This window comes from Gulbenkiania mobilis, from assembly GCA_004346645.1.
Classification (GTDB): Bacteria; Pseudomonadota; Gammaproteobacteria; order Burkholderiales; family Chromobacteriaceae; genus Gulbenkiania; species Gulbenkiania mobilis.
The window spans coordinates 69,880-91,671 of sequence record SMDA01000008.1; the positions used below are offsets into that span (position 1 = coordinate 69,880).

Here is a 21,792-nt window from a genome sequence, read left to right on the forward strand (position 1 = left end):
CGACATGGACCGCATGCTTTTCCTGGCGATGACCGGCGCCAAGCACGTGGCCTGGCAACAGGCGACGACGGCGCACAACCTCGCCAACGTCAACACCAATGGCTACAAGGCCGACCAGGTCGCCTTTCGTGCTTTGCCAGTGGTGGGCGAAGGCACACCCACCCGAACCTATGTGGTGGACAACACCGTCGGGCACGACCTGTCGCAAGGCAGTCTGCAGCAGACCGGCAACCCCACCGACTTTGCGCTGGCCAGCGCCGGCTTCTTTGCCGTTCAGGCGCCGGGGGGGCAGGAGGCGTACACCCGTGATGGGGGCTTCGTCGTGGATGCCAACGGCCTGATGCGCACCCGTAGCGGGCTGCCCATTCTCGGGGACGGCGGGCCCATCACCGTGCCTGCCAATAGCGCCATCGAGATCGGCCAGGACGGCACCGTCATTGCCACCCCGCAGACCGGGCAGGACCGTGTGCCGCAGATTGCCGGCCAGATCAAACTGGTCAATCCGGGCGCGCGCGAGGTGTACAAGGGCGAGGACGGGTTGTTCCGCCTGAGTGCCGGAGGCGCCGCCCCGGCCGACCCGAACGTACGCTTGGTGGGCGGGGCCTTGGAGGCCAGCAACGTGAACGCGGTGGACAGTCTGGTGCAAATGATCGCGCACGGGCGGCAGTTCGACCTGAACATGAAACTGATGCAGACCGCTGACCAGAACGAGCAGCGCGCGACGCAGATTCTCTCCATGAACGGCTAAGGCCGGGCTGAAGAAACCGATCGAGGATTACCATCATGATGCGCGCCCTCTACATTGCCAAAACCGGCATGGACGCAAGCCAGTTCCAGCTGGACGTCACCTCCAACAACCTCGCCAACGTCAACACCAAGGGCTTCAAGCGCGGCCATGCGGTGTTCGAGGACCTGATGTACCAGACCTTGCGTCAGCCTGGCTCGCAACTGACCAACGGCAACACCTTGCCGACCGGCCTGCAGGTTGGCACCGGCGCCGCTGCAGTGGCGACCACCCGCATCCACTCGCAGGGCAACCCCGAGCGCACCGAACAGTCGTTCGACCTGGCCATCAATGGGGACGGATTCTTCCGTGTCGCCCGGCCCGATGGCACGATCGGCTATACCCGCAACGGCGAGTTTCGCCGTAACGACAATGGCGACGTGGTGAATGCTCAGGGCTACCTGCTGGATCCGCCAATCAATGTTCCGGCCACTGCTACCCGCGTCAACATTTCCAGCGGCGGAGTGGTGCAGTTCTTCCTGCCGGGCAACCCGGCGGCCCAGACGGCCGGTACCATCCAGATGACCACCTTCGTCAACCCGCAGGGGCTGGAAAGCATCGGCGAGAACCTGTATCTGGAAACCGCCGCTTCAGGCGCGCCGCAGGACGGCGACCCCGGTACCGACGGGCGTGGCTCGATCATGCAAGGCTATCTGGAAGGCTCCAACGTCAACGTGACCGAAGAACTGGTCAAGATGATCCAGGCACAGCGCTCGTTCGAGATGAACTCGCGCGCGATCCGCACCGCCGACGAAATGCTCCAGCGGGTGGCGCAGCTCTGATACGCTTCGGCCAACCTTCTCCCAGGCCGGCCATGGGGCCGGCGTAATGTCATGATCAAAGTCCTTCTGGGCAGCCTTGCCTGCCTGCTGCTTACGGCCTGTACCGTGAGCCAGCCTCCGCTCGTACACCAGCCGATGACCGCGCGGCCCCAGCCGGCTGCGTCCAGCCTGCCGGCCAACGGCTCCATCTTCCAGGCGGGCAGCTACCGGCCCCTGTTCGAGGACCGCCGGCCGGCACAGGTGGGCGACCTACTGACGGTGCAGGTTGAGGAGCGCACCAATACCTCCACCTCCCAAAACGCCAAGGGCGAGCGCACCACCAATCTCAGCAGTTCGGTCAACGCCAACCTGAACCTGCCCTTCTTCTCCAACTTCGTGGAAGGCAAGCTCGCTGGCGCCACCTTCGGGGCTCAGGGCAAGAATACGGTGGAGGGCAGCGGCAGCAGTTCGGGCGCCACCACCTTCAACAGCTCGATCACCGTCACTGTGATCGAGGTGCTGGGCAATGGCAACCTGCTCGTCAGCGGCGAGAAGCAGCTGCGCATGAACAGCGATACCGAAATCATCCGCCTGTCCGGCGTGGTCAATCCGGTGGACATCCGTCCGGGCAATGTGGTGTCCTCCACCAAGCTGGCCGATGCGCGCATCGAGCAGCAGAGTGAAGGCAACAAGCGCCGCTTCGTCGAACCCGGCTGGCTGTCCAAGTTCTTCCTCTCGGTACTGCCCTTCTGACGGGAGTCAAGCGATGAAACTGTTGCATACCGGGCTGATGTTGCTGGCCCTAGCCTTGCCAGTCTGGGCGGACCAGCCTATCAAGGAACTGGCCACCGTCGGTGGCGTGCGCCCCAACCAACTGATCGGATACGGTCTGGTAGTGGGCCTGGACGGTAGTGGCGACAAGGCTACCTCGTCCCCCTTCACCGGCCAGTCGATGTCCAGCATGCTCAACCAACTGGGGGTGCAGGTTCCCCCTGGTACCAAGATCGACCCCAAGAATGTGGCCGCGGTCACGCTGACCGCGTCGCTGCCGCCCTTTGCCCGGCGTGGGCAGCCGATGGACGTCACCGTTTCCTCAATCGGTGATGCCAAGAGCCTGCGCGGTGGCACGCTGCTGATGGCGCCGCTGAAGGGCGCAGACGGCCAGATTTATGCCATGGCACAAGGCAATGTGGTCGTCGGCGGTGCGGGAGCCCAGTCGGGCGGAACGTCGGCACAAGTCAACCACCTGAGCGTGGGCCGCATTCCGGGCGGCGCCACCATCGAACGCGAGGTGCCCACAGCGCTTGGAAGTGGCGAATTCATTCAGCTGGAGCTACTGACCGCGGACTTCACCACCGCCAACCGGGTGGTCGAGGCGATCAACCGGACGCTGGGTGCGGACACCGCGCGCGCCGTGGACGGCCGCCTCATCGAGGTACGAGCGCCCTTCGACAGCAACCAGCGCGTGCGTTTCCTGTCACGGCTGGAAAATATTGCCGTGAAGCCGGCAGATGTTTCCCCCGTGGTCATTGTCAATGCCCGCACTGGTTCGGTGGTGATGAACCAGTCGGTCACGGTGGAGCCGGTGGCCGTGGCGCATGGCAACCTCTCCGTCAGTGTGGGCAACAACGGGCAGGGCGGTGCGCCCGACGTCAACATCAAGGCCGACCGCAGCCGGGTGGTGCAGTTGCCGCGCAGCGCCAACCTGGCGCAGGTGGTCAACGCACTTAACGCGGTGGGTGCCACGCCGGTGGATCTCGTCTCTATCCTGCAGGCGATCAAGGCCGCCGGCGCACTCAAGGCAGACTTGCAGATCATCTGAACCTCGCTGCCGTGACAGCACCGGGTTGGCCGAAGCGCAGGGCTTCGGCCAACCTTTTTTCTGGCCTGCTTCTTGCTTTACCGCGCGCCGAGGAGGTCATCATGTCGATCAACAACGCCTACACCCGCTACAGCTCCCAGATTCTCGGCAACCGGCTGGCCGCCGATCCGACCGCCATGTCCGACCTGCGCCTCCAGGCCACCCGTGATCCCAAGAGCGCGGTCAAGGCGGTGGCCTCCCAGTTCGAGGGGCTGTTCATGAACTCCCTGATGCAGGCGATGCGTACCACCTCGCTGGACGGCGAGCAGGACTCCAACGGTATGGATACCTACAAGAGCCTGTACGACCAGCAACTGGTACAGGCGATGAGCCAGCGTGGCATCGGTCTGGGTGATGTGCTGACCCGGCAGCTGACGCGCTTCGTCGACAAGACCGACAAGCCGGCCAACGTCGAAGACGCCGCTCTGAAGCTGGAGCCCCCGCGTGCGTCGTCACGCCTGCAGCAGGCCCTTCAGAAGTATGGGGTCGCCCAACCGGCCGAGGCCGTGGGTGCAGTGGTGCGTCAGGGGGCCGAAGCTGCGGCACGCCTGCCTTCGTCGCCACGCGAGTTCGCCGCCAGCCTGTTGCCCCATGCCCAGGCCGCGGCAGAGAAGCTGGGTGTGGCCGCGGAAGCCATCGTGGCCCATGCCGCGCTGGAAACCGGCTGGGGCCGTCGCACCATCAAGGCTGCGGATGGCACCGAGAGCCACAATCTCTTCGGCATCAAGGCAGGGGCCAACTGGCAGGGCGATACCGTCAAGGTAATGACCACCGAATACGTGAATGGTACCCCCCAGAAACGTGTGGAAACCTTCCGTGCCTACGCTTCCTACAGTGAAGCCTTGGAAGACTACGCCCGACTGCTCGGCGACAATCCCCGCTACCGTGCTGCCCTCAACCAGGGTGACAACTACAAAGGCTTTGCCTCTGCCCTGCAGACCGGCGGCTATGCCACCGACCCGCGCTATGCCCGGAAGCTGGCCGCCGTCGCATCGCGCGTGGCGCAGACCACCATCCAGGTCTAAGCCCTCAAGTTCCGGGCATTCGAGCCGATTAAGAAAGAATCAAGGAGAGTCAGATGGGCACGGGCATTTTCGGCATCGGTCTGAGCGGTCTGAACGCGGCACGCGCCTCGCTCGAAACCACCAGCCACAACATCAGCAACGTCAACACACCGGGCTATCATCGCCAGCAGAATACCCAGGCCTCGCGCTTTCCCTTTCAGGAAGGCTTCGGCTTCGTGGGACGCGGCGTAGATACCACCAGTGTGTCGCGGGTGTACGACCGCTTTCTGGAGCGGCAGATGTCCGTGGCTACCTCCCAGAACAGCTATTACAGCACTCAAGAGGCGCTGGTGAGTCAGGTCGACAACGTCGTGGCCAATCAGAACACCGGCCTGGCCCCCTCGCTGCAGGAGTTCTTCCGTGGACTGCAGACCCTTTCGGCCAACCCGACCTCGCTGCCGGCTCGCCAGTCGGTGCTTAACCTGTCCCAGAGCCTTGCCGGGCGTATCCAGAGCCTCAACAGCCGCTTCGAGGAGCTACGCCAGCAGGCCAACGGTCAGGTGGTCTCCACGGTCGAGAACATCAATGCCAACGCCGCACAGATTGCCGACCTCAACAAGCAGATCCAGGCCCTGAACGCCGATAGCATCCGCGTGCCGAACGACCTGCTGGACAAGCGGGACCAGCTGGTGCTGGACCTGAACAAGCTGGTGGACGCCAGCGTGGTGCAGCAGTCCGACGGCACCTACAACGTGTTCATCGGCAACGGCCAGGCGCTGGTGGCCTCCACCAACTACAACAAGCTGCAGGCTGTACCCAATGCGGACGACCCGGAGCAGATGGACGTCGCCTACAGCTTCCAAGACTCGATCATCCAGATTCCCAATAACCTGATCACCGGCGGTCAGCTGGGTGCGGTGCTGAGCTTCCGTGCCGACAGCCTCAACCGTGCACAGGCCGATCTGGGCCGTCTGGCCATCTCGATTGCCGATACCGTCAACCGGCAGCATGCCTTGGGCCGTGACGGGGACAACCTTCAGGGTGGCAACGAGTTCTTCAAAGACCTGAATGTCTATCTGGATGGTGGCCTGACCACCAGCGGCATGATGGTAGACCTGGACAATGCATCGCCCGAGCGCCAGCTCAAACAGCTGCGGCAGGCCGCCAGCGAGTTCGCGGTGCGCATCAGCGCGCCCGAGAAGATCGCCGTCGGCAGCTCGCTCAAGTCGCAGCCGGACGACCCCACCCAGAGCAAGGCCTACTTTTCCTCGGTCTGGCAGGTGGCCAACGCCCGGCCCGAGACAGTGGCGCCTTTTGCAGGTCCGATCCAGCTTACCTACGATGCCGCCAACCAGACGTTCACCGGCCCGGCAGGGTTCACCGTCACCCCCAGCAAGGACATGGCCGGTGGTTACCGCGTCACCTCCGGCGCCACGCCGCCCTTGGTGTTGGAGTTCAAGCTGGAAGGCACCCCAGCCAATGCCCAGACCTTCACCATCGACGTGCGGGGCACCGGCAAGACAAGTCCGGACGCGGCGCTGTCGGACAATGCCAACATGCTGGCGATGGTGAAGCTGCAGAGCACCAATACCATGGCGGGCACACCCAGCGGTGGCAACGATTATGTGCCGGCCGACAACGCCTCGCCCAGTGCCAACTTCCAGAGCTTTTACGGCCAGCTGGTGAGCTACATCGGGGTTACAGCCAACTCGGTCAAGACCTCGGCCGATACCCAGGCCGCCATGCTGAAGGAGGTGACGCTAGCGCGGGAATCGTTCAGCGGGGTGAACCTGGACGAGGAAGCCGCCAACTTGCTGCGCTACCAGCAGGCTTACCAGGCCTCCAGCAAGGTCATCCAGATCGCCCAGAGCATCTTTTCCGACCTGCTTCAACTGGGCAGGTAATAGGGGACGACTACCATGCGTGTTTCTTCCAACACCCAGTACATTGCTGGCACCTACAGCCTGGGCTCGCAACAGGGCCTCCTGACGCGGCTGCAGGAGCAGCTCTCCACCCTCAAGCGTGTCAACCGGCCTTCGGACGACCCGGTGGCCTCGTCGCAGATCATCAATCTGATGCAGTCGCAGTCGCGCAATGCTCAGATGATCGAGAATGCGCAGACGGTGGTCAGCAAGCTGTCGATGTCCGAGTCGCTGCTCCACCAAGGCTCGGAAGTGATCCAGGCGATGAAGACGCTGGCGGTGAATGCCGGCAACGGGTCGCTGAAGGACACCGACAAGAAGGCGCTGCAGAACGAGTTCCGCGAGCGGGTGCGCGAGCTCGTCGGCATCGCCAACTCGACCGACGCCAATGGCGACTATCTCTTCGGTGGTACGCAGACCCAGTCGCTACCCTTCGAGCTGAAAATCGGCAGCACGATCTCGATCGAGTACAAGGGTAACTATGGCCAGCAGGATATTCAGGTTTCGGTGTCCCGGGAGATGTCGGTGACCGAGCCAGGCGCGGTGATCTTTGGCGGCAGCAGTGCGGCGGCGTTGCCCAGCCCGTTGCCCACCCCGCCGGAGCAGCCGAACCCTAATCTGATGTCGCCCGGCAACGAGCTGCTACAGACGATCCGCCGCTTCGACGAGATCCTATCGGGTATCGGCGTCTACGATGACAAGAAGCCCGCAGTGCCCGATCCGGCCGACAACCCCTTAAATGAAAAGAAGTATCCGTCGTATGCGGACAGCCTGGCGGCCGTGCTCGATGGCTTCGATGCCGGCTTGCAGCAGCTGTTGACGGTGGAGTCACGCATGGGCTCGCGCATGGCCGAAGCGGAGGCGCTGCAATCGGTGGGGGAGGACCTCAAGGTGCAGTATGCCACCTCCATCGGCAACCTCGAAGATCTGGATATTCCCGCGGCCATTAGCGATTTCCAGATCACGGTGCAAGCGCTGACCGCCTCGCAGAAAACGTATCAGCAGGTGACGCAGCTGTCGCTGTTCAACTACATCTGATCATGGCTGTTCCAGCAAGACGGCGTGCCAAAGGGCACGCCGTTTTTCATGGCATGCCCGGGGGTCAGAGCGTGGCAGGCTCCACCACGATGCCGGCGCGCAGCCCGCAGGCAACCTTGGGGTTGGGAAAGAGGATGCGCTCCTGCCCTCCGTGGGCGACATAGCGCATGCCTACGTCTTCCGCGATCAGGTAACCGTCAGGCAGAGGGGTAAAGTTCTCCACGTCGTCCGCAAGGTACAGGGTGAAGGCCTCGGTTTCCTTGATGAGGTCGTACTTGGCGCGGTATAGCTGCGGCTGGATGCCGGCTGTGCTGCCCAGTCCGGCCAGGCGCCGACGCAGCGCACGGTCGATGCCGGCAAAGCGAGGCAGGTCGTTCTGCCCGAAGGGGCGGGCCTTGCCCAGCTCCAGCGTGAAGGCATGGGCACCGAAGTGGTGACTGGTGAAATAGCTGAACGTGGCGGAGGGCTGGCTGTGGAGCAGCACCGTGCCGATGCCGGCTTCGGCCAACCACGCCAGCTCGCTTCGGTCGTGCGGACGTCCGTCCGGGAAGGGGTAGATGCCGAACTGCTCGAAGACCGAACCACGAATGGCAGTGTGCAGGTCGTAGTGCCAGCGTCGTGCGCCCGCGTCGGCCTGGGTGAAGAACGCGCGGGCCATCTCTTCCAGTTGCGCAGCCCGCCGGGCCTCTACGGCCTGCAGCTGGCCCGCGTGGCGTCCCATGAACAGGCGGTTCATGTCGTAGTCCAAATAGCGCCTGCCAGCGACCAGCGCGGCCGGGTTGCCGAACATCACCATCACCGTGACGTCCAGCGGCAGCCGTCCGTCGCACAGGTCGGCCACGATGCGGTTGAGCACTTCCACCGGTGCGGTTTCATTGCCGTGGATGCCCGCCGACAGCAGGATGAAGGCCTCTTGGTGCGGACGGGTGGGCCGTAGGATAGCGACCCCGGGTGCGACCCCTGTGGCTTCAATACCGGCTTCCAGCGTCAGGCTGGGAGGGATGGCCTCGGGCGAGGTGAGGGTGAAGGCAAGAAGATCGCCGTAAGGGTGGGTGGTCGACATGGCTGCCCCGCAAGGTTGGACTCAAGCTTCCGATTCTAGAGCAAGTCCGGCGTGCGCCAAGAGCGCTGCCGGGCTTGCGTACGTTTGTGGCGTGAATCGGTAAGAGGCGGCCGGCCTTCGGCCAACCGTGCCGGCTAGTCCACCCAGCCTGGTTTGCGTTTTTCCAGGAAGGCAAGGATGCCTTCACGTCCCTCGTCGCTCCCCCGGAGGCGCACGATGGTGTCCACCGTCAGATCGGTCACCCCGGGCGAGAGGCCGGCCGATCCGATAGTGGCCACCAGATGCTTGGCTGCGGTCATCGCATGCGGTCCGTTGATGAGCAGGTGGGACACCATATGGTCTACCGCATAGTCGATCTCGTCGTTTTCCACTACCTGGTGCAGCAGGCCAAGGCGCTTGGCCTTGCCCGCATTGAAGCGTTCGGCAGTAATGAAATAACGCCGGGTCGCCCGTTCTCCGATGGCGCGGATGATGTAGGGGGCGACCATCGCCGGAATCACCCCCAGCTTTACGTCGGAGAATCCGAAGAGGGCATCCGACACCCCAATGGCCACGTCGCAGCACGCGACAAGGCCCGCTCCCATGCCGAAGGCCGACCCGTGCACCCGTGCAATGGTCGGTTGTGGCAGGGTATCGAGCAGCGCCAGCATCTGTGCCACCTGACGCGCATCCGTCTGCAGGGCTTCGGGCGTGCTGGTGGCCATGCGCCGCATCCAGTCGATGTCATGACCCGTGGAGAAACTAATGCCATTGCCGGTGAGCACCACCACCCGCACCGAACGGTCTTCGGCCAGACGGGTCAGGTGGCGGCAGAGCAGGGCCACGGCGTGGTCGTCGAGGGCATTGTGCAGTTCGGGCCGGTTGAGGGCGATGACTGCCACCCCTCTGGCATCGATCGAAAGGGTCACCGCTTCGTTCATTGTTTCTCCTTTGTGGGCGGGTTGCGGCCGTTCAGTCGGTACAGTGTTCGATAATCGCCCGGGCAAGGGCCGCCGGGGCTTCCAGATGCAGGGCATGCCCTGCACCCGGCACAATTTCGAGGTGCGCATCGGGCAGGGCGGTGACCAGTGCTTCCGCCTCGTAGGGCGGTGTCAGCCGGTCGGCGCTGCCCACCACCACCCTGACCGGACAGCGCACCTGGCCCAGCCAGGACCGGGCATCGTGTCGACCGGCGCCTTCCATCAGACGCAGGCAGGCCGGCCAGTCCACCTCTGCAGCCACACGGGCCAGTTCCGGCAGGCGAACGGCCTGCTCTGTAAGAAAGGTGTCGGAGAAGAACCATGGCAGGCTGACCTGCTGGCGCAGTGCCGCGCCCCCGGCTGTCTGCACCGCCTGCCAAGCCGTGCCCAGCGCGGCGTTCACTGCGCCGGACCGGGCAAAGGTAGCGGCCAGCAGAAGGCGCTTCAAACGTTGGCCGAAGTCGCGGGCGAAATGCTGGGCCACCAGCCCGCCATAGGAAAGGCCGGCCATGTGGCAGCGGCCGATCCCGCGCCAGTCCAGCAGGGCGGCGAGGTCGGCGGCTTGGCGATCCAGTGGGTAGAACGGCGCCTCAGGTTTATCCGACTGTCCTTGGCCGACGAAATCCAGGCGAATCAGCCGGTAGCGGGCCTCCAGCGCGGGCAGCATCAGGCTCCAGGCGGCCGTGCTCATCGTCAGACCATTGAGCAGCACCAGCACCGGGCCGTCTTTACGCCCGGTCTCTTCGTAGTAGAGGCGGTGGGCCGCCAGCATGGCATGAGGCATGTCTGTTTCCGGTGGACTTTCCTTCATTCTAGAGCGTGACAGGACCGCTGACAGCTTCCTTGGGAAAGATGGCCTGTGGGGGCAGCAGTGTCACCTTTTTGTCACACCTGCGCGCTACAGTGCGTTCTCCCATTTTGCAGCGGTTCACGCATCGATGTTCAGCCTGACAGAGGTCTGCCTGCCCTTGGACGGAGCGCTTGCGCCCCGGTGTTCCGAACTGGAGGAAATCATCGCCAGCCGGCGGCTTCAGCCGGTTTTCCAGCCGATTGCCGATCTGGAGACCGGCCGGGTGATCGGCTTCGAGGGGCTGATCCGGGGTCCTTCGAATACCCCGTTGCACTCGCCGGTGAACCTCTTCGAGCGGGCAGCGCAGTGCGGCCTGACGGTACAGCTGGATCAGGCCTGCCGGCAGATCACCGCAGAACGCTTCGCCGAACTGGGGCTGCCGGGCTGGCTGTTCATGAACATCAATCCGATGTGCCTGATGGAGCCGCGCCATCGCGGTGGCGAGACACTGGCTTTCCTCGACCGCATCGGCCTGGCGTCCGAGCGCATCATCATCGAACTGACGGAAACCCACCCCAACGCCAGCTATCCCGCGCTGCGCGAGGCGACGGCACATTACCGCCGCAGCGGGTTCCGCATCGCACTGGACGACCTGGGCGAGGGCTTCTCGAACCTGCGGCTGTGGTCGGAGCTGCGCCCGGATTTCGTCAAGCTGGACAAGCACTTCGTGCAGAACTTGCATCATGATCCACTGAAGGAGCAGTTCGTCCGCTCCATGGTGGACATCGCCCGCCAGTCCGGTGCCTTTCTGGTGGCAGAGGGCATCGAAACCGCCGCCGAGCTGCGCATGCTGCAACGCCTGGGAGTGCGCTACGGGCAGGGTTACCTGCTGGCCCGCCCCAGCGCTACACCGCCCATGGAGCTGACCAATGCGCCCGAGGGGACGGAGTGGCCGGGCGGCCGGGGCCGGCTGGGCCTGCAGGTCCAGACCCGTGCACGCGATCTCCTGCTGGACGTGGAGTGCGTGGCGCCGACCACTTCCAATGAAACGGCCTACCGTCTGTTCGCAGCCGACCCCGACCGCTTTGCCATTCCAGTGGTGGAGGGCGACGGCACGCCGGTGGGTCTGCTGCGGCGCCATCACATCCTGGAGAGCTTCGCCAAACCTTTCAACCGTGAGCTTTACGGCAAGAAGCCCTGCCGGCACATGATGGACAAGCAGCCGCTGATCGTGAATGCAGACCTGTCGCTACACGAACTTTCCCACTTGGTGGTGGCCGCCGAACGCCGGTATCTGATCGACGGCTTCATCATCACCGAGCACGGACGCTATCTGGGTATGGGCACCGGCTTCGAACTGATGCGCAAGATCACCGAGCAGCAGATCTCGGCGGCCCGATATGCCAACCCGCTGACCGGCCTGCCGGGCAACGTGCCGATCAACGAGACCATCGACCGGCTGCTGGATGCCTCGGTGCCGTTCGTGATCGCCTACGCCGATCTGGACCATTTCAAGCCCTTCAACGACCTGTACGGATATTCGGCGGGCGACGACCTGATCCGGCTGCTGGGACAATTGCTGGTGGAGCAGGCCGACGGGGAGCGCGACTTCGTGGGCCATGTAGGTGGCGATGATTTCATCCTGCTCATGCAAAGCCCGGATTGGCAGCTGCGCCTCGAACAGGTGTTGCAGGCTTTCGACAGCCGGGTGCGGGTATTTTTCGAGCCAGGGCATCTGTCACTGGGTGGCTACGAGGTGGTCGGCCGTACCGGTGAGGTCACCTTCTTTCCACTGACCACGGTGTCCATCGGGGTGGTGCGTGCGCGTGCCGGGCAGTTCCTCTCGCACCACGAGGTGGCGTCCGCCTTGGCGGAGGCCAAGAAGATGGCCAAGAAACAGCCAGGCAGCAGCCTGTTCGTCGAGCGGCGTGGGCTATGCCCGCCAGACAGGGGGGCGTGACCGATTCGTTCGATGTATTAAACAAGCCACGCACCACAAAAGCCGGCAGGTTTCAAGCCTGGCCGGCTTTTGTGTATCTGCTGCGGCGCAGCGAAGCCCTGTTTTCAATGAGTAATGTATACCGGATGCGCGAGACGGCGATTCACGGGCTTGTCAATTTTATTAAACGTGGGATAAGCTGGTTTCACAGACGTGCACGAGCACGCAGGAAACAGTGAGACTGGCCGTAGAGCCGGTCCTTGTCCCACACCCCGCAACAAGAAAAAACGGCCCACGTTGGCCGAAGGGGGGCGGCCTGGCCGCCAAGGAGAATATTGAGGAGCCCACATGCATCAAGCCCTGCTGTCCGCAAGCCAGCCCCGCAAGGCGCGCCACCCGCGCCGGCACGAGGGGTATGACCATGCGTCCGGCCGCATGGCTGCGGCTTTCCTCCCCGTTTCGTACACGACAGTCCCAGCTGCCCGCCTGCCTAGCCACGCGGGTTTTTTGCGTGGGCGCCTGTCTCGTTAAAGCCTGCCCGTAGGGGCCCTTTTCCTGTCAAAGCCGGCCAAGCGGCCGGCGTGTGGAGGGAGTAGCACCATGATGGAAGCCGTGGCTGCCGCCGCACCGGTTCAGACCGGTGTGCAGGCACACAATACGCCGTATCTGCAGATTTCCGGCATCTTCAAGAAGTTCGGCGACAACGTGGCCGTGGACCACGTCGACCTGGACATTCGCCAGCATGAGATCTTTGCCCTTCTTGGCAGCTCTGGCTGTGGCAAGTCCACGCTGCTGCGCATGCTGGCGGGTATGGAGCGCCCCACGTCCGGCCGCATCGTGCTGGACGGCCAGGACATCACTCACTTGGCCCCCTACGACCGGCCAATCAACATGATGTTCCAGAGCTATGCGCTGTTCCCGCACATGTCGGTGGAGCAGAACATCGCCTTCGGCCTTAAGCAGGACAAGTTGCCCAAGGGCGAGATCGAAAGCCGTGTGGCGGAAATGCTGGATCTGGTGCAGATGCGCAAGTATGCGCACCGCAAGCCCTACCAGCTTTCGGGTGGCCAGCAACAGCGCGTCGCCTTGGCACGCAGCCTTGCCAAGCGCCCCAAGCTGCTGCTTCTGGACGAACCGCTCGGTGCGCTGGACAAGAAGCTGCGCCAGCAGACCCAGCTTGAACTGGTGAACACCCTGGAAAAGGTGGGAGTGACCTGCATCATGGTCACGCACGACCAGGAAGAGGCCATGACCATGGCCACGCGCATCGGCATCATGAGCGAAGGCCAGCTGCTACAGGTGGGCACGCCGGGGGAAATCTACGACTATCCCAACTGCCGCTTCACCGCGGAATTCATCGGCGAGACCAACCTGCTCACCGGCATGGTGTCGGTGGACGAGCCCGACCACGTCGAGATCGATGTGCCAGAGCTGGAAGGCCGCATCTGGATCGACCACGGTATCACCGGCCCCAAGGGTATGCAGGTATGGACCAGCATCCGCCCCGAAGACGTGCGGCTGGACCGCAAGCCGCCGGCCACACCCGGTGTGAACAGCGCCCGCGGCACGGTGGTGGAGATCGCCTATCTTGGCAGCTACTCCGTCTATCACGTGCGTTTGCCCTCGGGCAAAGTGATCAAGTCCATGGTGCCGTCCTCGCGCTGGTACGAGGCCGGTGAGGAAGCGCCCACCTGGGACGAGACGGTATACGTCAGCTGGCGGCCCGACCTGCCGGTGGTCATGACACGCTGAGGAGACGGCGATGAACTTCAAGCGTTTTGCCCGCAAGTGGCTGCGCCCCGGCCGGGCCACGGTAATCGCAGTGCCGTACTTCTGGCTGCTGGTCTTCTTCGCAGTGCCCTTCCTCATCGTGCTCAAGATCAGCTTTGCCGAGCAGGATATCGCCATCCCGCCGTTCACCAGCCTGCTGAACTACGAGGACGGTGGGTTGCTGCACGTCACGCTCAACCTGGCCAACTTCCAGTTCATCTTCGGTGACGAACTGTATGCCGACACCTACCTGTCGTCGCTGAGAGTAGCCTTCTTCACCACGGTGATGTGCCTGCTGATCGGCTATCCGATCGCCTATGCGATCGCCCGCACCGATCCGGCCCGGCGCAATGTGTTGCTGATGCTGGTGATGCTGCCCTTCTGGACCTCCTTCCTGCTGCGCGTGTATGCGTGGATGGGGCTCCTCAAGCCCAATGGCATCATCAACCATCTGCTGATGTCCGTCGGGCTGATCAGCGAGCCGCTGGAGATGTTCCACAACACCTTCTCGCTCTATCTGGTCATGGTGTACGCCTATCTGCCCTTCATGATCCTGCCGCTCTATGCCCATCTGGTGAAGATGGACATCCGTCTGCTGGAAGCGGCCAACGATCTGGGTGCCCGGCCGCTGAAGGCCTTCTTCGCCATCACGCTGCCGCTGTCCAAGAACGGCATCATCGCCGGCTCGATGATGGTGTTCATCCCTGCGGTGGGCGAGTTTGTGATTCCCGAACTGGTGGGCGGACCGGACACACTGATGATCGGCAAGGTGCTGTGGAACGAATTTTTCGACAACAACAACTGGCCGATGGCTGCGGCCGTGGCCACGGTGATGGTGCTGCTGCTGATCGTTCCGATCGGGCTCTTCCACCGGTACGAAACGCGCGAGCTGGAGGGCAAGAATGTATAACGGCAACAAGCTTTCGCCCGTACTCAAGGGTGTGCTGGTGGCAGGGTTTCTGTTCCTGTACCTGCCCATCGTCAGCCTGATCGTCTACTCGTTCAATGCCTCGAAGCTGGTGACAGTATGGGGTGGCTTCTCCACCCGCTGGTATGTCTCGCTATTCCACAACGAGCAGATCCTGTCGGCGGTGGGACTGTCGATCCGCATCGCACTGGCCAGTGCCACCGCGGCCGTGGTGCTGGGGACGGTGGCCGGTTTCGTGCTGGCACGCTTCAAGCGCTTCCGTGGCAGTACGCTGTTTGCCGGGATGATGACCGCGCCAATGGTGATGCCGGAGGTGATTACCGGGCTGTCGATGCTGTTGCTGTTCATCTCGATGCAGCAGCTCTTCGGCCAACCTTCCGAACGCGGCTTCTTTACCATCTGGGTTGGGCACACCACCCTGTGCATGGCCTACGTGGCAGTGGTGGTGCGTTCGCGGTTGATCGAGATTGACAAGACGCTGGAGGATGCGGCGATGGACTTGGGCGCTCGCCCACTCAAGATCTTCTTCGTCATCACCCTGCCGCTGATCTCGCAGGCGATCGCTTCGGGCTTCCTGCTGTCGATCACGCTGTCGCTGGATGACCTGGTGACCACCGCCTTCCTATCCGGCCCCGGCTCCACCACGCTGCCGCAGGTGATCTTCTCCAAGGTACGCTTGGGCCTGAATCCCGAGATCAATGCCTTGGCCACGATCACCGTATTGATCGTGGGCATCATGGTGGTAGCCGCCAACTACCTGATGCTCAACGCCCAGCGCAACCGCGAGAAGGCGATCGCCGCCGCCATGCGCGAGAACGAGAACGCGCAGGCCGGCCCCCCTAGTTCGGCGGTTTCCTCCGCCAGTGCCTGAACCCGGCGGGCCCCTTGTACGGCCCGCCTTGACCGCCGGCTTCCCTCGGGAAGCCGGCCCTTTCATTGGATGTGCATCTTGAAGACCAATCCCTTTCCCTGATTTCACCCTCTGACACGGAAGACCACCATGCTAGCCATTGCCCGCCAGGATCACGCCCCCTCGTATTACGCTGCCACGGCCCATCCCCGACCGCCTTCACCCGAATTGTCCGAAACCTGCCAGGCCGACGTGTGTGTGGTAGGCGGCGGGCTTGCGGGCCTTTCTGCCGCGCTGGAGCTGGCCGAGCGTGGCTACTCGGTGGTGGTGCTGGAGGCGGCGCGTGTCGGGTTTGGCGCCTCCGGCCGCAACGGCGGGCAAGTGATTGCCGGCTACGCCTGCGAGACCGACAGCCTGCGCCGTCTGGTGGGGGAGGAGGCGGCCCGGACAATGTGGCAGATGTCGGTGGAAGCGGTAGAGCTGATCGACAGTCGCGTGCGCCGTTACGGCATTGCCTGCGACTGGACGCGGGGCTTTGCCAGCGTGGCGGTCAAGCCACGGCAGATGGAAGCGTTGCGTGCCTGGGTCGACAGTGCCGCAGCGGAGTTCGACTACCCCCATCTGGAGGTCTGGGAGCAGCCGCTGCTCGCCGAGCGCCTGGCCAGCGGTCGCTACGTGGGCGGCGTGTACGACCGGTTCTCGGGTCACCTGCATCCACTCAACTACACGTTGGGCCTGGCGCGGGCGGCCGAGGCCGCTGGCGTGCGCATCCACGAGAACACGCCGGTAGTGCGGATCGAGCACGGCACGATGCCCGTGGCCCACACCGAGCGCGGCGCCGTACGCTGCAGCCATCTGGTGCTGGCATGCAATGCCTACATCGGCGCGCTGGTGCCCGAGCTGGACCGGCGCATCATGCCTGCCGGCACCTATGTCATCGCCACCGAGCCCCTGGGCGAGGCACGTGCCCGTGCGCTGATCGCCAATAACATGGCAGTGTGCGACACCAACTTCGTACTCGACTATTACCGACTCTCGGCGGATCACCGCCTGCTATTCGGTGGCAAAGTCAGCTATTCGGGCCGCGAACCTGCCAACCTGGCCGATGCCATGCGACAGGACATGCTGCGTGTTTTCCCGCAACTGGAAGACGTGAGGGTGGAGTACGCCTGGGGCGGCTACTGTGACATCACTGTCAACCGGGCACCGGATTTCGGCCGCCTTTCGGCCAACGTGTACTACGTACAGGGGTTTTCAGGACACGGGGTGAATGTCAGCAACATCGCCGGACGGCTGGTGGCCGAAGCCATCGCCGGCTCGGCAGAGCGCTTTGATCTGTTCGGGCGCATCCGGCATCGCAACTTCCCGGGTGGTCGGTTGTTCCGCACGCCTGCGCTGGTGGCCGGCATGGCCTATTACCGCCTGCGGGACTATCTGTAACGCCCGGGCGTCCGGACACGACAAAGCCGGCCATCGGGGCCGGCTTTTTTCTTGCCGACAGGGCGCAGGTCGCATCAGGGGCGAGCGGGCCGTTCAGCAGCGCGTCGGTCAGAATGAATGGGAATCGGGTGGAGCGGGGCGCCGGCTGGCGCGGGCAACTTCCCGGCTGGAATCGAAGGCGCCGACCAGCATGGCATAGACGCTGACACGGCTGGAAGGGTAGGGCGTGGCCGGGGTGAGCACGGCATTTGCAGGGTGGACATCATGAACACGGCGGGTCGGATACTGACGCAGGGTAAACATAGGCATTGCTCGGGTTACGAAGACCCGAACAGTATACCACAGACCGTTTTCTTTTATTAATCAGAAGCTTGTTGCCATGCGACGCATTCGTACAGCTTTTCGGGAATGCCGGATGGTGCGGCGGGGGGTAGGCGGGCTGTTCAATATCCTTGACGGCCAGGAGGATGTGAAGGGGTGGTCGGTCCGGTTTTTCTGTCTTGCGACAACCACTTCCGTCCAGCGCTAAGCCCCTGATTCCTCAGGGTGTTCATTAAATTGGACGCGGGAAAATTTTGCTTGTGTTCACGTGCGATGTTGCTAAAATCCGCGCTCGTTTTTGCCACATGGCAGACGAGGGTTCCGCTCCGACATCCCTGGCCCACATAAAAGCTGCCCAGCCCGAAAGCCGCGCACTAAGGAGCACGCTTTTGCATCATCCAACAGGGAAGGACACCACACATGGCCTGGAATGTGGCTGACAGCCGGAGCCTTTATGGCATCCGGCACTGGGGAGCCGGCTACTTCGACGTGGGCGAGAACGGCTGCGTTACGGTACGCCCCAATACGCGCCAAGCGCACGAGATCGACCTTTACGAACTGGTGGGGCAGCTGGCCGACAAGGGGCTGGATCTGCCGCTCCTGATTCGCTTCCCCGACATCCTGCAGGACCGTGTCACCCGCCTGTGCAGCGCCTTCGACAATGCGATCGCCCAGACCGGCTATGGCAACCGGTACACCGCGCTGTATCCGATCAAGGTCAACCAGCAGGAGGCAGTGGTTAAAAGCATCATCGCCACGCCGGATGTATCCATCGGACTCGAAGCCGGTTCCAAGCCGGAGCTGATGGCTGTGCTGGCGCTGGCGCCGCGTGGTGGCACCATCGTGTGCAACGGCTATAAGGACCGCGACTTCATCCGTCTGGCGTTGATCGGCCAGAAGCTGGGCCACAGCGTGTTCATCGTTATCGAAAAAGTGTCCGAAGTGGACATCGTGATCGAGGAGGCCCGCCGACTCGGCGTACAGCCCACGGTGGGGGTGCGGGTGCGTCTGTCCTCGCTGGCTTCCAGCAAGTGGGCCGACACCGGGGGCGAAAAAGGCAAGTTCGGCCTGTCGGCCGCACAGCTCATCCTGGTGAAGGAAAAGCTGGAGGCGGCCGGCATGGCAGAGTGCGTGCGGCTGCTGCATTTCCACATGGGCTCGCAGATCGCCAACATCGCCGACTATCGCGTGGGCTTCCGCGAAGCCATCCGCTACTTCGGCGAGCTGCGTGCGCTGGGGCTGCCGATCGACCATGTGGATGTGGGGGGCGGCCTGGGCGTGGACTATGACGGCACGCACTCGCGCAACGCCAGCTCGATCAACTACGACATGGACGAGTACGCCAGCGTGATCGTGGGCATGCTGGCCGAATTCTGCGACGAGGCCGGCATTCCGCATCCGCGCATCATGTCCGAGTCGGGTCGGGCGATGACCGCACACCATGCAGTGCTGGTGATGAACGTCACCGACACCGAGCGCCTGCCGGACACGCTGCCCGAAGTGGAGGACGTCAACGCACTGGCCCGCCCGGTGCAGAAACTGTTCGAGCTGATGCAGCTGACGGATGCGGAAATGGTGACGGAAACCTACTACCGCGCCAGCCACCACATGACGGATATCGCCGACCTGTACGCAGAAGGCCGGCTGACGCTGCAGGAAAAGGCCGTAGGCGAACAGCTGTACTTCGCCCTGTGCCGACGGCTTCATGGCCAGTTGCAGGCCACCACCAGCCAGCGCTCGCAGCGACAGGTCTTTGACGACCTGACGGACAAGCTGGCGGACAAGTATTTCTGCAACTTCTCGGTGTTCCAGAGCCTGCCGGATACCTGGGCCATCGACCAGGTGCTACCGATCATGCCGGTACACCGACTGGCCGAGCAGCCCACCCGTCGCGCGGTGCTGCAGGATCTCACCTGCGACTCGGACGGGAAGGTCAAGCATTACGTGGACCAGCAGAGCATCGAGTCGACCATGTCGGTGCACGAGGTGGCGCCGGGCGAGGAATATCTGATCGCGGTGTTCCTGGTGGGCGCGTACCAAGAAATCCTGGGCGACATGCACAACCTATTCGGCGATACCGATTCGGCCAACGTTTATGTGCGCGACGGCGGCAAGCTGGAGTTCGCGGGGGTGGAAGAACACGACACCATCGAGGACATGCTGCGCTACGTGCACCTGCAGCCGGATGAGATCCTCAACCGCTACGAGGAGAAGGCGCGTGCGGCCAGCCTGACGGCCGACGAGCGCAACCACTTCTTTGCCGAGTTCTGCCGCGGCCTCAAACAGTCGTCCTATCTGTCTGTCTGACCGTTGCCTTGGGCATCGGCGCCGGGCCAGCCTGTGGGCTGGCCTTTTTCATGGCTGCCGCACATGCCGTCCGGAGAGGGCATCGGCCACGGCCGCCTGCAGCGCCGGGACCACCTCGGACTCGAACCAAGGGTTGGCCGAAAACCAGCGGATGTTGCGTGGGCTGGGGTGCGGCAGTACGAAGGTACCCGGTAGGTAGCGGCGCCAGTTGCGCACCGTATCGGTAAGAGTGGCACCGCGTGCCGACCCTAGATGCCAGGTCTGGGCATACTGGCCGATCAGTACCGTCAGCCGGATGCCGGGCAGTGCAGACAGCAGGCGTGTGCGCCACAAGGCTGCGCATTCCGGACGGGGCGGAGCATCGCCGCTGCCGCGCTTGCCGGGATAGCAGAACCCCATGGGCACGATGGCGAAGCAGTCGGGCTGGTAGAAGGTGTCGTGATCCACGCCCAGCCAGCGCCGCAGGCGCTCGCCCGAGGCATCGTCGAACGGGCGGCCGCTGGCATGCACCTTGGTGCCAGGTGCCTGCCCCACCAGCAGCACACGCGCCCCGGGGGCCGCCTGCAACACCGGGCGTGGGCCCAAGGGCAGCACGGACGCGCAGTGCGTGCACGCCCGAATCTCGGCCAGCAGGGGCAGCAGCCTTTCCATCGCCGGCTTACTCTTCGCCTACGAAACGCATCTTGAAACTCTTGCCCTTGATGCGACCGGCCGAAAGCCGTTCGAAAGCCTGCCGGGCGATGCTGCGGTCCAGCGCCACGAAGGTGGCGGACTCAAACACCGCGATCTTGCCTACCTTGTCGCCGAGGATGCCCGCCTCACCGGTCAGTGCGCCCACCAGGTCGCCTGGGCGCAGTTTGTCGCGCTTGCCGCCGGCAATCTCCAGCGTCACCATCGGCGGCACGAGGGGACCGCCCGCTGCCGGCGTCAGGCTTTCCAGCGGGGCCCATACCAGCGGGCTGCCCTGATAGCCTTCCACCGCCAGCGCCCGGCGCTGGTCGCCTTCGCTTACCAGCGTGTAGGCCCGGCCCTGCTCACTGCCGCGTCCGGTGCGCCCGATGCGGTGGATGTGTACCTCCGGGTCGTGCGTAACATCGGCGTTGATGACGAGGTCCAGGTCCTTGATGTCCAGCCCGCGGGCGGCCACGTCAGTGGCCACCAGCACGTTCACGCTGCGCTGGGTGAAGCGCACCAGGATTTGGTCACGGTCGCGCTGCTCCAGGTCGCCGTAAAGCGCCAGGGCCGAGAAACCGCGCTCCGAAAGTGCCGCCGCCAGATCGCGGCAGCGGGCCTTGGTGTTGCAGAACACCAGCGTGGAGGTTGGCCGAAGATGCTGCAGGATGCGCGCCACGGTATCGAAGCGGATCTCATCCCGGATGCGGAAGAAGCGCTGCTCGATCTTGCCGCCATCGTGCAGCGCCTCCACCCGTACTTCCAGCGGATTGTGCAGGAACTGCGCGGCCAGCTTACGGATGTTGTCCGGATAGGTCGCTGAGAACAGCAGCGTCTGCCGCTTACGCGGACAGGCGCGCACAATACCCACGATCTCCTCCACGAAACCCATGTCCACCATCCGGTCGGCCTCGTCCAGCACCAGGGTGCGTACCCCTGAAAGATCCAGCGTGCCACGGGAGAGGTGGTCCTGCAGGCGGCCTGGCGTGCCCACCACGATGTGGGCGCCGTGCTCCAAGGAGCCGATTTGCGGCCCCATCGGTGTGCCGCCGGTCAGGGTCACCACCTTGATGTTGTCGATGGTGCGCGCCAGGCGGCGGATTTCCTGCGCCACCTGTTCAGCCAGTTCGCGCGTGGGGCATAGCACCAGGCCTTGTACCGCGAACCAGCGCGGATTCAGCGCTGTCAGCAGCCCCAGCCCGAAGGCTGCGGTCTTGCCGCTGCCGGTCTTGGCCTGGGCGATCAGGTCCCGGCCTTCCAGCACCGCAGGCAGGCTGGCCGCTTGGATCGGGGTCATCGTGTGGTAGCCCAGGCCATCAAGGTTGGCGAGCAGTGCCGCAGGCAGGGGGAGGCGGGAAAAACTTTCAGCTTTCACAAGGACTT

The 21,792-nt window shown here is 63.8% G+C and carries 19 protein-coding genes; 13 read left to right on the forward strand and 6 right to left on the reverse strand.

The window, feature by feature from the left end; genetic code table 11:
- The first annotated feature begins 4 nt into the window (after positions 1-4).
- The 7 genes from flgF (at position 5) to flgL (ending at position 7,370) form a co-directional block, all read left to right on the forward strand.
- Positions 5-748 carry a flagellar basal-body rod protein FlgF gene (gene flgF / locus EV669_RS11745; RefSeq protein WP_054285334.1) on the forward strand — a complete coding sequence of 248 codons (744 nt, stop codon included), beginning with the start codon at positions 5-7 and terminating at the stop codon, positions 746-748.
- 35 nt (positions 749-783) lie between these two features.
- A complete protein-coding gene (gene flgG / locus EV669_RS11750; RefSeq protein ID WP_054285333.1) occupies positions 784-1,566 on the forward strand; it encodes a flagellar basal-body rod protein FlgG in 783 nt (260 codons plus the stop codon).
- A 51-nt stretch (positions 1,567-1,617) separates the two neighbouring features.
- Positions 1,618-2,298, forward strand: a complete 681-nt coding sequence (locus EV669_RS11755; protein WP_318271447.1) for a flagellar basal body L-ring protein FlgH — start codon at positions 1,618-1,620, stop codon at positions 2,296-2,298.
- 13 nt (positions 2,299-2,311) lie between these two features.
- Positions 2,312-3,367: a flagellar basal body P-ring protein FlgI gene (locus EV669_RS11760; protein WP_132098779.1), complete on the forward strand. Its 1,056-nt coding sequence runs from the start codon at positions 2,312-2,314 to the stop codon at positions 3,365-3,367.
- 101 nt (positions 3,368-3,468) lie between these two features.
- Positions 3,469-4,431, forward strand: a complete 963-nt coding sequence (gene flgJ, locus EV669_RS11765) for a flagellar assembly peptidoglycan hydrolase FlgJ (RefSeq protein WP_132098780.1) — start codon at positions 3,469-3,471, stop codon at positions 4,429-4,431.
- A 53-nt stretch (positions 4,432-4,484) separates the two neighbouring features.
- Entirely contained in the window at positions 4,485-6,314 is a 1,830-nt protein-coding gene (gene flgK / locus EV669_RS11770) for a flagellar hook-associated protein FlgK (protein WP_132098781.1), read from the forward strand.
- A gap of 15 nt (positions 6,315-6,329) precedes the next feature.
- Complete coding sequence (gene flgL, locus EV669_RS11775; RefSeq protein ID WP_132098782.1) at positions 6,330-7,370, forward strand: flagellar hook-associated protein FlgL; 1,041 nt, start codon at positions 6,330-6,332, stop codon at positions 7,368-7,370.
- 64 nt (positions 7,371-7,434) lie between these two features.
- On the opposite strand, the gene astE is transcribed toward flgL, so the two are convergent.
- The 3 genes from astE to EV669_RS11790 all read right to left on the reverse strand — a co-directional run bounded on the left by astE (position 7,435) and on the right by EV669_RS11790 (position 10,176).
- The gene (gene astE, locus EV669_RS11780; protein ID WP_132098783.1) at positions 7,435-8,433 is read right to left on the reverse strand and encodes a succinylglutamate desuccinylase; all 999 of its coding nucleotides are present in this window, start codon (positions 8,431-8,433) and stop codon (positions 7,435-7,437) included.
- A 134-nt stretch (positions 8,434-8,567) separates the two neighbouring features.
- Positions 8,568-9,353: an enoyl-CoA hydratase-related protein gene (locus EV669_RS11785; RefSeq protein ID WP_054285327.1), complete on the reverse strand. Its 786-nt coding sequence runs from the start codon at positions 9,351-9,353 to the stop codon at positions 8,568-8,570.
- A gap of 31 nt (positions 9,354-9,384) precedes the next feature.
- Positions 9,385-10,176: an alpha/beta fold hydrolase gene (locus tag EV669_RS11790; RefSeq protein WP_132098784.1), complete on the reverse strand. Its 792-nt coding sequence runs from the start codon at positions 10,174-10,176 to the stop codon at positions 9,385-9,387.
- Positions 10,177-10,330: 154 nt separating this feature from the next.
- Between EV669_RS11790 and EV669_RS11795 the strand changes: the two genes are divergently transcribed.
- The 5 genes from EV669_RS11795 to EV669_RS11815 all read left to right on the forward strand — a co-directional run bounded on the left by EV669_RS11795 (position 10,331) and on the right by EV669_RS11815 (position 17,109).
- Positions 10,331-12,142 (forward strand): GGDEF domain-containing protein, encoded by a 1,812-nt coding sequence (locus EV669_RS11795; RefSeq protein WP_132098785.1) that lies wholly within the window; start codon positions 10,331-10,333, stop codon positions 12,140-12,142.
- Positions 12,143-12,721: 579 nt separating this feature from the next.
- Entirely contained in the window at positions 12,722-13,873 is a 1,152-nt protein-coding gene (locus tag EV669_RS11800; protein WP_054285325.1) for an ABC transporter ATP-binding protein, read from the forward strand.
- Between the two features lie 10 nt (positions 13,874-13,883).
- Positions 13,884-14,801: an ABC transporter permease subunit gene (locus tag EV669_RS11805; RefSeq protein WP_132098786.1), complete on the forward strand. Its 918-nt coding sequence runs from the start codon at positions 13,884-13,886 to the stop codon at positions 14,799-14,801.
- A complete protein-coding gene (locus EV669_RS11810) occupies positions 14,794-15,690 on the forward strand; it encodes an ABC transporter permease subunit (RefSeq protein WP_054285323.1) in 897 nt (298 codons plus the stop codon). Before EV669_RS11805 ends, EV669_RS11810 begins: the two co-directional genes overlap by 8 nt.
- A 129-nt stretch (positions 15,691-15,819) precedes the next feature.
- Positions 15,820-17,109, forward strand: coding sequence for an NAD(P)/FAD-dependent oxidoreductase (locus EV669_RS11815; RefSeq protein ID WP_054285322.1), 1,290 nt, complete (start codon positions 15,820-15,822; stop codon positions 17,107-17,109).
- Between the two features lie 108 nt (positions 17,110-17,217).
- Here the strand turns inward: EV669_RS11815 and EV669_RS11820 are convergent, their stop codons facing one another.
- Positions 17,218-17,412 carry a hypothetical protein gene (locus tag EV669_RS11820; RefSeq protein ID WP_054285321.1) on the reverse strand — a complete coding sequence of 65 codons (195 nt, stop codon included), beginning with the start codon at positions 17,410-17,412 and terminating at the stop codon, positions 17,218-17,220.
- Between the two features lie 438 nt (positions 17,413-17,850).
- On the opposite strand from EV669_RS11820, the gene speA reads away from it, so the two are divergent.
- Complete coding sequence (gene speA, locus EV669_RS11825) at positions 17,851-19,737, forward strand: arginine decarboxylase (protein ID WP_132098787.1); 1,887 nt, start codon at positions 17,851-17,853, stop codon at positions 19,735-19,737.
- Between the two features lie 48 nt (positions 19,738-19,785).
- Here speA and EV669_RS11830 read toward each other — a convergent pair whose 3' ends face one another.
- Both EV669_RS11830 and dbpA read right to left on the reverse strand, forming a co-directional pair.
- Positions 19,786-20,388: a uracil-DNA glycosylase family protein gene (locus EV669_RS11830; RefSeq protein ID WP_054285319.1), complete on the reverse strand. Its 603-nt coding sequence runs from the start codon at positions 20,386-20,388 to the stop codon at positions 19,786-19,788.
- Between the two features lie 7 nt (positions 20,389-20,395).
- Positions 20,396-21,784 (reverse strand): ATP-dependent RNA helicase DbpA, encoded by a 1,389-nt coding sequence (gene dbpA, locus EV669_RS11835; RefSeq protein ID WP_318271451.1) that lies wholly within the window; start codon positions 21,782-21,784, stop codon positions 20,396-20,398.
- Positions 21,785-21,792: the final 8 nt, after the last annotated feature.

Excerpts from the sequence above, each read along its gene's own strand:
- flgF (WP_054285334.1), top strand. The coding sequence starts at position 5 with ATGGACCGCATGCTTTTCCTGGCGATGACCGGCGCCAAGCACGTGGCC.
- flgG (WP_054285333.1), top strand. The coding sequence starts at position 784 with ATGATGCGCGCCCTCTACATTGCCAAAACCGGCATGGACGCAAGCCAG.
- EV669_RS11755 (WP_318271447.1), top strand. The coding sequence starts at position 1,618 with ATGATCAAAGTCCTTCTGGGCAGCCTTGCCTGCCTGCTGCTTACGGCC.
- EV669_RS11760 (WP_132098779.1), top strand. The coding sequence starts at position 2,312 with ATGAAACTGTTGCATACCGGGCTGATGTTGCTGGCCCTAGCCTTGCCA.
- flgJ (WP_132098780.1), top strand. The coding sequence starts at position 3,469 with ATGTCGATCAACAACGCCTACACCCGCTACAGCTCCCAGATTCTCGGC.
- flgK (WP_132098781.1), top strand. The coding sequence starts at position 4,485 with ATGGGCACGGGCATTTTCGGCATCGGTCTGAGCGGTCTGAACGCGGCA.
- flgL (WP_132098782.1), top strand. The coding sequence starts at position 6,330 with ATGCGTGTTTCTTCCAACACCCAGTACATTGCTGGCACCTACAGCCTG.
- astE (WP_132098783.1), bottom strand. The coding sequence starts at position 8,433 with ATGTCGACCACCCACCCTTACGGCGATCTTCTTGCCTTCACCCTCACC.
- EV669_RS11785 (WP_054285327.1), bottom strand. The coding sequence starts at position 9,353 with ATGAACGAAGCGGTGACCCTTTCGATCGATGCCAGAGGGGTGGCAGTC.
- EV669_RS11790 (WP_132098784.1), bottom strand. The coding sequence starts at position 10,176 with ATGCCTCATGCCATGCTGGCGGCCCACCGCCTCTACTACGAAGAGACC.
- EV669_RS11795 (WP_132098785.1), top strand. The coding sequence starts at position 10,331 with ATGTTCAGCCTGACAGAGGTCTGCCTGCCCTTGGACGGAGCGCTTGCG.
- EV669_RS11800 (WP_054285325.1), top strand. The coding sequence starts at position 12,722 with ATGATGGAAGCCGTGGCTGCCGCCGCACCGGTTCAGACCGGTGTGCAG.
- EV669_RS11805 (WP_132098786.1), top strand. The coding sequence starts at position 13,884 with ATGAACTTCAAGCGTTTTGCCCGCAAGTGGCTGCGCCCCGGCCGGGCC.
- EV669_RS11810 (WP_054285323.1), top strand. The coding sequence starts at position 14,794 with ATGTATAACGGCAACAAGCTTTCGCCCGTACTCAAGGGTGTGCTGGTG.
- EV669_RS11815 (WP_054285322.1), top strand. The coding sequence starts at position 15,820 with ATGCTAGCCATTGCCCGCCAGGATCACGCCCCCTCGTATTACGCTGCC.
- EV669_RS11820 (WP_054285321.1), bottom strand. The coding sequence starts at position 17,412 with ATGTTTACCCTGCGTCAGTATCCGACCCGCCGTGTTCATGATGTCCAC.
- speA (WP_132098787.1), top strand. The coding sequence starts at position 17,851 with ATGGCCTGGAATGTGGCTGACAGCCGGAGCCTTTATGGCATCCGGCAC.
- EV669_RS11830 (WP_054285319.1), bottom strand. The coding sequence starts at position 20,388 with ATGGAAAGGCTGCTGCCCCTGCTGGCCGAGATTCGGGCGTGCACGCAC.